The organism is Achromobacter denitrificans NBRC 15125 (genome assembly GCF_001571365.1).
GTDB lineage: Bacteria > Pseudomonadota > Gammaproteobacteria > Burkholderiales > Burkholderiaceae_B > Achromobacter > Achromobacter denitrificans.
Genome location: NZ_BCTQ01000001.1, coordinates 390,726 through 403,909 on the forward strand (window position 1 = coordinate 390,726; position 13,184 = coordinate 403,909).

A 13,184-nucleotide genomic window follows, 5' to 3' on the forward strand; every position below is an offset into this window, starting at 1 on the left:
ATGGAAATCCTGTTAACGCACCGGCAGGAAATTGAAGAGCAGCAGGCCTTGCGCGTAGTTGATCCCGATGCGCCGCGCGTTCTCGCCCAGCAGGTTGGCGATCAGGTCCAACCGGCCGATGATGGCGCCGAATTCGCGCTCAAAGCTGAGGTTCGTGGCGTTCTGGGACATTTCGTTGGCCAGCAGCAGGGGCTCGCCCTGGCTGTTCCGGCGGGACGCCAGCAGCCAGGCGGCGGCCTCGACGTTCCGTGCGGCATTGTAGACCCGCTGCCCGTCCAGCGCGTCCGTGGCGTACAGCCGGGTTTTCCCGTTGTGCGCGGCGATGATGGTGTCGGCCAGGCCGTAGATGAACGCGCCGACGCGGTCGCCGGCATAGTTGGGGTCGAGCGACACGGCCAGGATCTGGATGTCGCGCAGCCCGGCCAGGTCGGCGGGCGGGATCCGGACCTCGATGGCATGCTTGACCAGCGCCACCGCCTTCGCCTGGTCCGCCGCGCCGGTCTTGCGCCACTCGCGCGGATTGCGCCGATAGAGCTTGTCCAGGAGCACATAGAGGCTGGCGAGGTTGTCGCGCACCTCCAGCGTGACGGTGCGGTTGAAATCGGTCTGGCCGAACTGGTCGGCGGACATGTCCTCGCTCTTGGGCCCGCGCTGGCCCGGCCCGGGACTGCTCATGCAGCCCGCCAGCAAAGTCGCGAGCAGCGCCGCCGCGCCAGCGGATTTCAGCCATCCGGTCATGCCTTGATCATCCATTTCCCCCCGCGCGAAAACGCCCCGAAGGCCGCCTTCGGCATGGGTCGGCCTTGCTCTTCGCGCAAGACTTTACAGGAAGTAGGGGCATTTGGGAGACGCCGGCCGCCGGGCGCTGCCGCCAGGCGCCCAAAAAAAACGGCGCCCTGAAAAAGGCGCCGTTTCCTGCACTACCGGTTACGCAGGCTTATTCGGCTTGCGGTTCGGATTGCGGAGCGGCTTCGGGAGCCGCAGCGGCTTGCTGCTGCTCGATCCCGCCGATGGCCTTGATCGACAGGCGCAGACGGCCCTTGTCGTCGGCCTCGATGACCTTGACGCGGACTTGCTGGCCGACCTTCAGCACATCGTTGATGTTGGCGATGCGATAGTTGGCGATCTCCGAGATGTGCAGCAGGCCGTCGCGGCCCGGCAGCACTTGCACGATGGCGCCGAAGTCCAGCAGGCGCAACACCGAGCCTTCGTAGATCTGGCCCACTTCGACGTCGGCGGTCAGTTCGACGATGCGACGCTGGGCTTCCTTGGCCTGCGCTTCGTCGACGCTGGCGATCACGATCGTGCCGTCGTCGGAGATGTCGATCTGCGTGCCGGTTTCTTCGGTCAGCGCGCGGATGGTGGCGCCGCCCTTGCCGATCACGTCGCGGATCTTCTCGGGGTTGATCTTGATGGTCAGCATGCGCGGAGCGAAAGCCGACAGCTCGCCGCGCGAACCGTCCAGCGCTTCCTTCATCTTGCCGAGGATGTGCAGACGGCCTTCGCGGGCCTGGGCCAGCGCCACCTGCATGATTTCCTTGGTGATGCCCTGGATCTTGATGTCCATCTGCAGTGCGGTGACGCCGTTTTCGGTGCCCGCGACCTTGAAGTCCATGTCGCCCAGGTGATCTTCGTCGCCCAGGATGTCCGTCAGCACGGCGAACTTGCCGCCGTCCAGGATCAGGCCCATGGCCACGCCGGCCACGTGATCCTTGACCGGCACGCCGGCGTCCATCATGGCCAGCGAGCCGCCGCAGACCGAAGCCATCGACGACGAGCCGTTGGACTCGGTGATTTCCGACACGATGCGGATCGTGTACTGGAAGTCTTCAGGGGCCGGCAGCAGCGGGATCAGCGCGCGCTTGGCCAGGCGGCCGTGGCCGATTTCGCGGCGCTTCGGCACGCCGATGCGGCCCGTTTCGCCGGTGGCGAACGGAGGCATGTTGTAGTGCAGCATGAAGCGGTCGCGGTACTCGCCCATGAGCGCGTCGATGATCTGCTCGTCCTGCTTGGTGCCGAGCGTGGCAACGACCAGCGCCTGGGTTTCACCGCGGGTGAACAGGGCGCTGCCGTGCGCGCGGGGCAGCACGCCCAGACGCACGCTGATGGGGCGCACGGTGCGGGTGTCGCGGCCGTCGATACGCGGTTCGCCGTTGAGGATCTGGCCGCGCACGATCGAGGATTCGAGCGAGAACATGATGTTGTCGACGGTGACGGCGTCCGGCAGCGCTTCGCCCTTTTCGGCGGCGGCGGCGGCCAGCTTGGCCGACACGTCGGCCGACACTTCACGCAGCTTGGCGGTGCGGGCCTGCTTTTCGCGGATCTGGTAGGCGGCGTTCAGGCCTTCCTGGGCGGCTGCGGTCACAGCGGCGATCAGGGCCTCGTCCTTGGCGGGCGGCTGCCAGTCCCAATCGGGCTTGCCGGCGTCCTTGACCAGTTCGTGGATGGCGTTGATGACGGCCTGCATTTGCTCGTGGCCGTAGACCACGCCGCCCAGCATGATTTCTTCGGACAGCTGCTGCGCTTCCGATTCCACCATCAGCACGGCGTTTTCGGTGCCGGCGACGACCAGGTCCAGCTTGGAGGACTTCAGCTGCGAGGCGGTCGGGTTGATGGCGTACTGGCCATCGATGTAGCCCACGCGCGCGGCGCCGATCGGGCCGTTGAACGGGATGCCCGAAATGGCCAGCGCGGCCGAGGCGCCGATCATGGCGGCGATGTCGGGATCGATCTCGGGATTGACCGACAGCGTGTGGATGACCACCTGGACTTCGTTGTAGAAGTCTTCGGGGAACAGCGGACGCAGGGGACGGTCGATCAGGCGCGAGGTCAGCGTTTCCTTTTCGGAGGGCTTGCCTTCACGCTTGAAGAACCCGCCGGGGATACGGCCGGCGGCGTAGGTCTTCTCGATGTAGTCGACGGTCAGCGGGAAAAACGTCTGGCCGGGCTTGGCCTTCTTGGAAGCCACGACAGTGGCCAGGACGACGGTGTCCTCGATCGACACCACCACGGCGCCGGAGGCCTGGCGAGCGATCTCGCCAGTTTCCAGGACGACCGTATGCTGGCCGTACTGGAACGATTTTGTCACTTTATTGAACATGACGATTATTCCTTACAAATGAAAAACCGTGGCCGTCGCGACATACGTCGCACCGACCACGGTTGCGTCATGGGGAGCCAGCCCCGTCGATCACTTGCGCAGACCGAGTTTTTCGATCAGTGCGCGGTACGAATCGGGATTGCGGCCCTTGAGATAGTCGAGCAGCTTGCGGCGACGGCTGACCATGCGCAGCAGACCGCGGCGCGAGTGGTGATCCTTCATGTGTTCTTTGAAGTGACCGGTCAGCTCGTTGATACGGGCGGTGAGCAGAGCCACCTGGACTTCGGGGGAGCCGGTATCGCCTTGAGCGCGTTGGAATTGCGCAACGATATCGGATTTCTTGATGTCAGCTACAGACATTAATGACCTCTTCGGACATGCGACAGGGCCGAGGCGCCCTGACGTGGTTTGGAAAAATTTTGCGCGAACCTGGCTGAATTCGCTTTCTCACTGCTGCCAATGATGACTCAAACAGTGCCTGGACTATGCCTGGACGCCTTTAGTCTTGAGTTTTCCTCAATCGAGTTTCCTCAGTCGAGTCTTCCTCAAAGCACGGGTCAAAGCCTAACTTCCAGGCCACTGTGGCCGGCGCAAAGTATCTTGCAGAATCAATACACTTGATAAAGCTCGATGATTATAGCTGATTCGCTAGAATTACCCCAACGCGCCGGGCCAGCCCCCTCCCAGGGCCGGAAGGCCGCGATCCGACCTCCGCAGGAGATAAATATGTCTAAATATTACAGAATCGCCCGCACCACGCTCGCCGCCGCGGCGCTGGCCGGCCTGGCGGCCTGCGCGAACATGGCCCAAATCCAGCCTGGCACGCCCTACGCCGACGTCCTGACCCAGTTCGGCCGTCCCAACTTCGAATGCCCGCAGGCCGGCGGCGGGCGCCGCGTCATCTGGACGCAACAGCCCATGGGCCAGTACGCCTGGGGCACCAACGTCGGCACAGACGGCCGCGTAGACCGCGTCGTGCCGCTGCTGACGGACGCCCACTTCAAGGTGCTGGAAGTCGGCGACTGGGGCCCCGACCGCGTGCGCTGCGAATTCGGCCCGCCCGCCCGCATCGAGGAAGCCGGCCTGGGCGAAAAGCGCGAAGTCGTGTGGTCGTACCGCTACAAGGAAAACAGCGTCTGGAACTCGCTCATGTACGTCTACATGGGCCGCGACGGCAACAAGGTCACGCACTTCCATCCGGGTCCCGACCCGATGTACGACGACGATAAGTTCATGTGGTGGTAGGTCTCGCGTTTTCTTTGCGCGGCGCCGGTCAGGACGTATGGCCGCGGCGCTCTTGCGTCAGGCGGCGCGCCCGGTTCCAGCGCCACGCCCAGGTGATCCAGCCCGACAGGCCGTACAGCACGAAGAGGCCGAACAGCACCACCGGAGGATCGCTGGACACGAACACGAACACGGCAACCACCAGCAGGATGCCCCAGAACGGCACGCTGCGGCCCAGCGCGAAGCTCTTGCCGCTGAAGAACGGCGCGTTCGACACCATGGTGATGCCGGCGTACATGGTGAGCGTGAACGCGACCCATGCCATCAGGCTGTCGTGGATGGGCAGCTTGTTGTCCACCGCCAGCCACACGAAGCCCGCCACCAGCGCGGCCGCGGCCGGGCTGGGCAACCCCTGGAAGTAGCGTTTGTCCACTACGGCGATATTGGTGTTGAAGCGCGCCAGGCGCAGCGCGGCGCCCGATACGTACACGAAGGCGGCCAGCCAGCCCCAGCGGCCCAGGTCGTTCAGGATCCATTCGTACATGACCAGCGCGGGGGCCACGCCGAAAGACGTCATGTCGGAAAGCGAGTCGTACTGTTCGCCGAAGGCCGACTGGGTGTTGGTCAGGCGCGCCACGCGGCCATCCATGCCGTCCAACACCATGGCGACGAAGATGGCGATGGCGGCGACTTCGAAGCGGTCGTTCATGGCCTGCACGACGGCGTAGAACCCCGCGAACAACGCCGCGGTGGTGAACGCGTTGGGCAGCAGGTAGATGCTTCGGTGGCGGTTCTCGGAATCGCGCATGGAAAAATTGGGCATGGTCTCAATAACTTACAACGAACACTGAAAGGTTAACCCATCTGGCCCCGCTTGCGGGCCGCAGCAAGAGGCATACCTGCGATTGAACCGGAACGGCAAAAAAAACGGCATGCCCGTATAAGGCATGCCGTTCTGACCCTGATTGCGCGGGGACGGAACCCCGCGCGGTGTCCGGGATCAGTTCTTGGACTTGTCCACCAGCTTGTTGGCGGCGATCCAGGGCATCATGGCGCGCAGCTTGCCACCCACCTGCTCGATCTGCGATTCCGCGTTGATGCGGCGGCGCGAGGTCAGCGTCGGGGCGCCGGCGGTGTTTTCCAGGATGAACTTCTTGGCGTATTCGCCGGTCTGGATGTCCGTCAGGCACTGGCGCATGGCCTTGCGGGTTTCGTCCGTAACGATCTTCGGACCCGTTTCGTACTCGCCGAACTCGGCGTTGTTCGAAATCGAGTAGTTCATGTTGGCGATGCCGCCTTCGTAGATCAGGTCGACGATCAGCTTCAGTTCGTGCAGGCACTCGAAGTACGCCATTTCGGGCGCGTAGCCGGCTTCCACCAGCGTGTCGAAACCGGCCTTGATCAGCTCGACGGTACCGCCGCACAACACGGCCTGTTCGCCGAACAGGTCGGTTTCGGTTTCTTCGCGGAAGTTGGTTTCGATGATGCCGGCACGGCCGCCGCCGTTGGCGCTGGCGTACGACAGGGCCACGTCACGCGCGGCGCCCGACTTGTCCTGGTACACGGCCACGAGGTGGGGCACGCCGCCGCCTTGCTTGTAGGTGTTGCGCACGGTGTGGCCCGGAGCCTTCGGCGCGATCATGATGACGTCGATGTCTTCACGCGGCACGACCTGGCCGTAGTGCACGTTGAAGCCGTGGGCGAACGCCAGGGCGGCGCCGGCCTTGATGTTGGCGTGCACTTCCTTGTTGTAGACCGAAGCGATGTTCTCGTCGGGCAGCAGCATCATGACGATGTCGGCCGACTTGACGGCGTCCGCGACTTCCTTGACTTCCAGGCCGGCGTTGGCGGCCTTGTTCCACGAGGCGCCGCCCTTGCGCAGGCCGACGATGACCTTCACGCCCGATTCGTGCAGGTTCTGCGCGTGCGCGTGACCTTGCGAACCGTAGCCGATGATGGCAACGGTCTTGCCTTTGATGAGGGACAGGTCGCAGTCTTTGTCGTAGAAAACTTTCATGGTTGTGCTCCAGATTCCAGTATTTTGGATATTGTTCAGTTCAGATATAGGGTGAGGCTCGGCCGGCAGGCCGGTCAGATCTTCAGAATCCGTTCACCGCGTCCGATGCCGGACACGCCGGTGCGCACGGTTTCAAGGATGGCACTGCGGTCCAGGGCCTCCAGGAAGGCCTGTACTTTTTCCTGCACCCCCGTCAATTCGATGGTGTAGGACTTGTCGGTCACGTCGATGATGCGGCCGCGGAAGATGTCCGCCATGCGCTTCATTTCCTCGCGCTCCTTGCCGACGGCCCGCACCTTCACGAGCATCAGCTCGCGCTCGATGTGCGCGCCTTCGGTCAGGTCGACGACCTTGACGACGTCCACCAGGCGGTTCAGGTGCTTGGTGATCTGCTCGATGATCTCGTCGGACCCGGTGGTCACGATGGTCATGCGCGACAGCGTGGCGTCCTCGGTGGGGGCCACGGTCAGGGTCTCGATGTTGTAGCCCCGCGCGGAAAACAGGCCCACCACGCGCGACAGCGCGCCAGGTTCGTTTTCGAGGAGGACGGAAATCACGTGCTTCATGGGTGGCCTCCTTACAGGTCTTCAGAGCCGAGCAGCATTTCGGTCAACCCGCGTCCGGCCTTGACCATCGGCCACACGTTTTCGGTGCGGTCGGTGATGAAGTCCAGGAAGACCAGGCGGTCCTTGTGCTTCTTGAACGCCTCGCGCAGCGCGGGCTCGACGTCAGCCGGGCGCTCGATGCGCAGACCCACGTGGCCATAGGCCTCGGCCACCTTGACGAAATCGGGCAGCGAATCCATGTACGACTCGGAATAGCGCGAACCGTAGTCGATCTGCTGCCACTGCCGGACCATGCCCAGGAAGCGGTTGTTCAGGCAGACGATCTTCGGCGTCAGGCGGTACTGGTGGCAGGTCGACAGTTCCTGGATGTTCATCTGGATGGACGCTTCGCCGGTGATGACGGCCACGTCGTGCCCGGGATTGGCCATCTGCACGCCCATGGCGTACGGCAGGCCGACGCCCATGGTGCCCAGGCCGCCGGAGTTGATCCAGCGGCGCGGCTTGTCGAACTTGTAGTACTGCGCCGCCCACATCTGGTGCTGGCCCACGTCGGAGGTCACGAAGGCGTCGCCGCCCGTCACTTCCCAGAGCTTCTCCACCACGTACTGCGGCTTGATGACTTCGTCCGAGTTGGCGAACTTCAGGCATTCCTTGCCGCGCCAGGTCTCGACCTGCTCCCACCACTTGGCGATGGAGGCGGGCTTGTGCTCGGCGGCGGCGATGTCGTACTGCGCGCTGAGGTCGGCCAGGACGTCCTTCACGTTGCCCACGATCGGCACGTCCACGCGCACGCGCTTGGAGATCGACGAGGGATCGATGTCGATATGGATGATCTTGCGGGCGTTCTGCGCGAAGTGCTTGGGATTGCCGATCACGCGGTCGTCGAAGCGGGCGCCGATGGCCAGCAGCACGTCGCAGTGCTGCATCGCCATATTGGCTTCGTACGTGCCGTGCATGCCGGGCATGCCCACGAACTGGCCGCTGCTGGCGGGATAGCCGCCCAGCCCCATCAGGGTGCTGGTACAAGGCGCGCCCAGCTGCGTCACGAGCTTGTTGAGCTCCGGCGCGGCGTTCGACAGGATGACCCCGCCGCCCGTGTAGATCATCGGACGCTCGGCCGCCAGCAGCATCTGCACGGCCTTCTTGATCTGCCCCTGGTGGCCCTTGTTGACGGGCGCGTAGGAACGCATCGAGATCTCGCCCTTGGGCGGCGTGTATTTGCACTGCGCGACGGTGATGTCCTTGGGGATATCCACCAGCACCGGGCCGGGACGGCCGGTGCGCGCGATGTAGAACGCGCGGCGCATGGTTTCGGCCAGATCCTTGACGTCGCGCACCAGGAAGTTGTGCTTGACGCAGGGACGCGTGATGCCGACGGTGTCGCATTCCTGAAAGGCGTCCTCGCCGATGGCCGCAGTGGGCACCTGCCCGCTGATGATCACCATCGGGATGGAGTCCATATAGGCGGTGGCGATGCCGGTGACGGCATTGGTCACGCCCGGGCCGCTGGTCACGATGCAGACGCCTACCTTCTGCGACGAGCGCGAATAGGCATCGGCGGCATGCACGGCGGCCTGCTCGTGGCGCACCAGGATATGCTGGAATTTGTCTTGCTTGAAAATCGCGTCGTAGATGTAAAGCACCGCGCCGCCGGGGTAGCCGAAAACGTGTTCCACGCCTTCTTCGGCCAGGCAGCGCACGACGATATCGGCGCCATTCAGTTCCATGTTGTCATTCCTTTCAGTACCGGCCCTGCAAACCCTGCCTGCTGCTCGCCCGGATACGGCGGCAACTGAACCCATACCGGCTACGACAACATGATCCGGCGCTTAGCGGCTCACGGAGCCACGCCACCCGGACACCTTGCCGACCCGGCACACGCTCGACAGAACGCAGTGCAAACGCCCCTGGGGGACGCTGGAGGTCGAAATGGAAGCCTTGGCAACACACGCTTGTGGCGCGGCCAACGGCAGGTGTAACTGCTGCGGGATGGGTGGGAGGTGTCCCTGGCCATCCGCCTCAACGCACCGGCTTCGGATAGGCAGGCCGGCGCAAGTGGAGCAATTTACCGCGTTGCGTCAAAGGTGGCAAATCGGCCTTTCCAGGACTGTTGCGGAGAAGGTTCGGTAACCATCTGACCCCAAAAAATGCACGGCTCTCTCTATACTTGATTCCGTCATCCTGAACCTTGTCGTCGCCCCATGGATTTGCGCATCGCCAGCATCCGCCGCTTCCTCTACAGCCATTACTTCTTCGGAGGGGTGCGCCAGGGGGTGGGAATGCTGTTGCCCGTGCTGGTGCTGGGCGGCGTGTTCGGCAACTACACGACGGGGCTGGTGGCGACCTTCGGCGCGCAGTGCCTTGCCATCATCGACCAGCCCGGCGGCCCGCAGCGCCATCGCACCAACGAGATGCTGGGCGGCGCGGCGCTGGGCACGCTGACCGTCGTCGTCACCGGGCTGGCGTCCTCGCACCCGGTGCTGATCTGGCTGGCGGTCATCGCGCAGTGCTTCGTCTATTCCATGTTCACCGTGTTCGGCAAGCGCGGCGGCCTGATCGGCTTCGCCGGCCTGCTGCTGATGACGCTGACCATGCATTCGCCGCTCGAACCCCACGAAGTGCTGGCGCATGCGGCCGCCACGCTGGGCGGCGCGCTGTTCTACGTGGCGTTCAGCCTGGGCTTTTCCCGCCTGTTCTGGCTGCGCGAGGAGCAGCAGGCCATGTCGGTGGCCCTCTTCGCCACCGCCGATTACGTGGCCGCGCGGGCCGCTTTCTACGATGACACCGCGGACCTGGACGAGGCCTACCGCACGCTGATCCAGCGCCAGTCCGTCATGACGGAAAAGCACCAGGCGGCGCGCGACATGGTGCTGCGCGCCCTGCCCCGCGGCAAGGGCCTGGGCGACCGCCAGCGCGTGATGATCTGGAACATGTTCGTGGACATGCTGCAGCTCCTGGACACCCTGGTCGCCACGCATACCGACTATGCCGCGCTGCGCCGCGCGCTGGCCGGCAACGACTGCCTGATGTTCATGCGCGATGCGCTGGTGAAGATGTCGCTGGAACTCAACCGCATCGCGCTGGACGTGTCGCGCGGGCGCAAGGTGCAGTACCGCAGCAGCGCCCGCGCCGAACTGCGCGCCATCGAGTACGAGATCGAACAGCTCAAGCAGCAGGGCCTGGGCGAGCGCGAGCCGGAGATGCTGGCGCTGATCATCCAGGTGCTGCGCCGCCTGCGCAATTCGGCGCGCATCGTCGACCGCCTCGCCGACCACACCGCGGCCTCGCCCGACGCCAAGCCCACCGACGTGCTGCGCATCAACAAATCGCTCACGCGCTTCATCTCGCGCCAGGAGTTCCGCGTGGGGCTGCTGACCAGCAACCTGCGCCTGGACTCCCCGCACTTTCGCTACGCGTTGCGCGTGACGGCGGCCGCGGCGATCGCGATGACGCTGGCCAGCCGCTGGCTGTCGCCGGAGTTTTCCGCGCACAACTACTGGATCATGCTCACCATCGTGATCATCATGAAGCCGGGCTTCGCGCTGACGCGCCAGCGCAACGGCTGGCGGCTGATGGGCACGCTGATCGGCTGCCTCGGCGCCCTGCTGCTGTTCCACCTGACCGACCGGCCCGAGATCCTGTTCGCCGTGCTGCTGGGCGCGTGCATCATGGGCAATAGCCTGGTGCAGTTGAACTACATGGCCAGCGCCATCTTCAACACGCTGTTCGTGGTGCTGGTGTTCCACTTCGTGTCGCCGGGCACCGTGTCCATGTCGGTGATCGGCGAACGCGCGATCGACACCCTGCTGGGCTGCGCGCTGGCGCTGGTCTGCAGCTACATCCTGCCGTGGTGGGAAGCCCGCTATCTGAAGCCGCTGGCGGCGGCGGCCACGCGCGCCAACCGCGAATACCTGATGGCGGGCCTGCGCTACGTCGACGCCATGCAGGCCCATGGCGCCCCGGTGGGCGCGGCCGCCGGGGACACGCCGGCAGTCACCGACGCCGACCTCGCATGGCGGCTGGCGCGCAAGAACGTGCACATCTCGTTCAGCAATTTCGCCGAAGCCTTCTACCGGATGATGAGCGAGCCCAAGTCGCACCAGGTGAGCGTGCCGGAACTGAACAACCTGCTGATCCAGAACCACATCCTGGCCTCGCAGATCACGGCGGCCATCCCCATCCTGGCGGCGCTGCCCGCCACGCCCGAGGCCGTGCAGCGGGCGCTGACCGGCATGGTGGACATCCTGGACGAAAAGCTCGCCCAGGCGCCCGCCAACCTGCCCACCCAGTTCGCCACCGAAGGCGAGCAGGCCGCCCTGGTCTATCCCGTCAAGCAGATGCTCAAGGCCGCCCACATGATCCGGCAGGAACTGCAGGCCCTGGACGACCCCGCGCACACGCCGCCGGTGGCGGCGGCCGCCTGAAATCCCGGCAGGCGTACGCAGATGGGTGCAGCGCGGGAGTTGTGGGATGGGTGGAGCGCGGGATTTGTGGGATGGGTGTAGCGCGAGAGTTGTAGGATGGGTGTAGCGCGAGAGTTCTTAAGAAAGAACTCAAATATCGAACGCGCGTAACCCATCAGGCGGCGCCAGCCGCCGTTTTTCGTGGCAAGCGCAAATATGCCGGCTTGCGCCGGCCGATGGGTTTCGCGCGTTCGGCAATAGCGTTCTAGCTTAAGAACTCTCGCGCTCCACCCATCCTACGCCTTGCGCCTGAACACCAGTTTGTCTTCCGACGAGGCCGACGCGTCGTACGCATAGCCTTCCAGGTCGAAGCCCTGCAGGCCTTCGGGCTTGGACACCTTGTGCAAGATCGCGTAGCGCGCCATCAGGCCGCGCGCGCGCTTGGCGTGGAAGCTGATGATTTTCCAGGCGCCGTTCTTCCAGTCCTGGAAGACGCACTGCACCACGCGCGCCTTCAAGGCCTTCAGGTCGACCGACTTGAAGTATTCCTCGGACGCCAGGTTGACGATCACCGGCGCCTTCTGGCCCGCCTGCCGCTCGTTCAGGTAATCGGCGATAGCCGTGCCCCAGTACTCGTACAGGTTCTTGCCCTTGGGCGTGGCCAGCCGCGTGCCCATTTCCAGGCGGTAGGGCTGCATCAGGTCCAGCGGACGCAGGACGCCGTACAGGCCGCTCAGGATGGCCACGTGCTCCTGCGCCCAATCCAGCTGCTTGGCCGACAGGGTGGAAGCCTCCAGCCCTTCGTACACGTCGCCGTTGAAGGCCAGCACCGCCTGGCGCGAATTGGCCTGGGTGAAGCTGCGCTTCCAGTGGGCATAGCGCTGCACGTTCAGCTCGGACAGCGCCGGACTCAGGCTCATGAGTTCGGAGATGTCCTCGGCCGATTTGGTCTTCAGCACCTTGATCAGGCCGGCAGCCTGGTCCACGAACAACGGCTGGGTATGCGTCTCGATGTGCAGCGGCGAGTCGTAGTCCAGTTTCTTGGCGGGGGAAAGCAAAAACAGCATTGCGGGATTCCTTTATTCAGCGCGCCGTCCAGCCGCCATCGACCGAGACGGACGTTCCTGTGATTTGCGCGGCGGCGTCCGAGGCCAGGAATACGGCTGTGCCGCCCAATTGCTCCGGCGTCACGAATTGCAGCGAGGGTTGCTTCTCGCCCAGCAGTTCGCGCGCGGCGGCTTCCTGGTCGATGCCGTTCTTTTCCGCCAGCGCGGTGATCTGCTTTTCCACCAGCGGGGTGCGGACCCAGCCCGGGCAAATGGCGTTGGCGGTGATGCCCTGGCCAGCCGTTTCCAGCGCCGTCACCTTGGTGAACCCCACCACGCCGTGCTTGGCGGCCACGTAGGCCGACTTGTTGGCCGACGCCACCAGGCCGTGGGCCGAGGCGATATTGATGATGCGGCCGAAGCCCTGCTTCTTCATGTGCGGCAGCGCGGCCGCGGTGCCGTGGAATACGGCCGACAGGTTCAAGGCCAGGATCGCGTCCCACTTTTCTACCGGGAAGTCCTCGATCTGCGCGGTGTGCTGGATGCCGGCGTTGTTGACCAGGATGTCGATACGGCCCAGCTGGCGAACGGCATTTTCGACCAGGTCGCGCACGGCCGAGCCCTTGGACAGGTCGGCGCCGTCGTAGACCACCTTCACGCCATGCTTGTCGGCCAGGCCGGCGCGGACTTTCTCGATCTCCGCCGCGTCACCGAAGCCGTTCAAGACGATATCGGCGCCCTGCGCGGCGAAGGCCGTGGCGATACCCAGGCCGATGCCGCTGGTGGAACCGGTGACAAGGGCGACTTTTCCTTTAAGCATGAGCGTTC

General features: G+C 64.5%; 11 protein-coding genes. 2 read left to right on the forward strand and 9 right to left on the reverse strand.

Going from position 1 to position 13,184, the window contains the following annotated elements; translation table 11 throughout:
* Positions 1 to 12 precede the first annotated feature (12 nt).
* The 3 genes from ADE01S_RS01825 to rpsO form a co-directional block, all read right to left on the reverse strand.
* Positions 13 to 738: a hypothetical protein gene (locus tag ADE01S_RS01825; RefSeq protein ID WP_062679744.1), complete on the reverse strand. Its 726-nt coding sequence runs from the start codon at positions 736 to 738 to the stop codon at positions 13 to 15.
* A gap of 199 nt (positions 739 to 937) precedes the next feature.
* The gene (pnp, locus tag ADE01S_RS01830; RefSeq protein WP_062679745.1) at positions 938 to 3,100 is read right to left on the reverse strand and encodes a polyribonucleotide nucleotidyltransferase; all 2,163 of its coding nucleotides are present in this window, start codon (positions 3,098 to 3,100) and stop codon (positions 938 to 940) included.
* Positions 3,101 to 3,190: 90 nt separating this feature from the next.
* Complete coding sequence (gene rpsO, locus ADE01S_RS01835; RefSeq protein WP_006223612.1) at positions 3,191 to 3,460, reverse strand: 30S ribosomal protein S15; 270 nt, start codon at positions 3,458 to 3,460, stop codon at positions 3,191 to 3,193.
* A gap of 366 nt (positions 3,461 to 3,826) precedes the next feature.
* Here rpsO and ADE01S_RS01840 point away from each other — a divergent pair, with 366 nt between their 5' ends.
* Positions 3,827 to 4,345, forward strand: coding sequence for a hypothetical protein (locus ADE01S_RS01840; protein WP_062679746.1), 519 nt, complete (start codon positions 3,827 to 3,829; stop codon positions 4,343 to 4,345).
* Between the two features lie 28 nt (positions 4,346 to 4,373).
* On the opposite strand, the gene pssA is transcribed toward ADE01S_RS01840, so the two are convergent.
* The 4 genes from pssA to ADE01S_RS01860 form a co-directional block, all read right to left on the reverse strand.
* Positions 4,374 to 5,147, reverse strand: a complete 774-nt coding sequence (gene pssA / locus ADE01S_RS01845) for a CDP-diacylglycerol--serine O-phosphatidyltransferase (RefSeq protein ID WP_062679747.1) — start codon at positions 5,145 to 5,147, stop codon at positions 4,374 to 4,376.
* A 177-nt stretch (positions 5,148 to 5,324) separates the two neighbouring features.
* Complete coding sequence (ilvC, locus tag ADE01S_RS01850; protein WP_341351715.1) at positions 5,325 to 6,371, reverse strand: ketol-acid reductoisomerase; 1,047 nt, start codon at positions 6,369 to 6,371, stop codon at positions 5,325 to 5,327.
* Between the two features lie 44 nt (positions 6,372 to 6,415).
* Complete coding sequence (ilvN, locus tag ADE01S_RS01855) at positions 6,416 to 6,907, reverse strand: acetolactate synthase small subunit (RefSeq protein ID WP_053246174.1); 492 nt, start codon at positions 6,905 to 6,907, stop codon at positions 6,416 to 6,418.
* An 11-nt stretch (positions 6,908 to 6,918) separates the two neighbouring features.
* Positions 6,919 to 8,709, reverse strand: a complete 1,791-nt coding sequence (locus ADE01S_RS01860; protein ID WP_165695597.1) for an acetolactate synthase 3 catalytic subunit — start codon at positions 8,707 to 8,709, stop codon at positions 6,919 to 6,921.
* Between the two features lie 399 nt (positions 8,710 to 9,108).
* Here ADE01S_RS01860 and ADE01S_RS01865 point away from each other — a divergent pair, with 399 nt between their 5' ends.
* Positions 9,109 to 11,331, forward strand: coding sequence for an FUSC family protein (locus tag ADE01S_RS01865; RefSeq protein ID WP_062679749.1), 2,223 nt, complete (start codon positions 9,109 to 9,111; stop codon positions 11,329 to 11,331).
* Between the two features lie 275 nt (positions 11,332 to 11,606).
* On the opposite strand, the gene yaaA is transcribed toward ADE01S_RS01865, so the two are convergent.
* Positions 11,607 to 12,377: a peroxide stress protein YaaA gene (yaaA, locus tag ADE01S_RS01870; protein WP_062679750.1), complete on the reverse strand. Its 771-nt coding sequence runs from the start codon at positions 12,375 to 12,377 to the stop codon at positions 11,607 to 11,609.
* Between the two features lie 16 nt (positions 12,378 to 12,393).
* A complete protein-coding gene (locus tag ADE01S_RS01875) occupies positions 12,394 to 13,176 on the reverse strand; it encodes a 3-hydroxybutyrate dehydrogenase (RefSeq protein WP_062679751.1) in 783 nt (260 codons plus the stop codon).
* Positions 13,177 to 13,184: the final 8 nt, after the last annotated feature.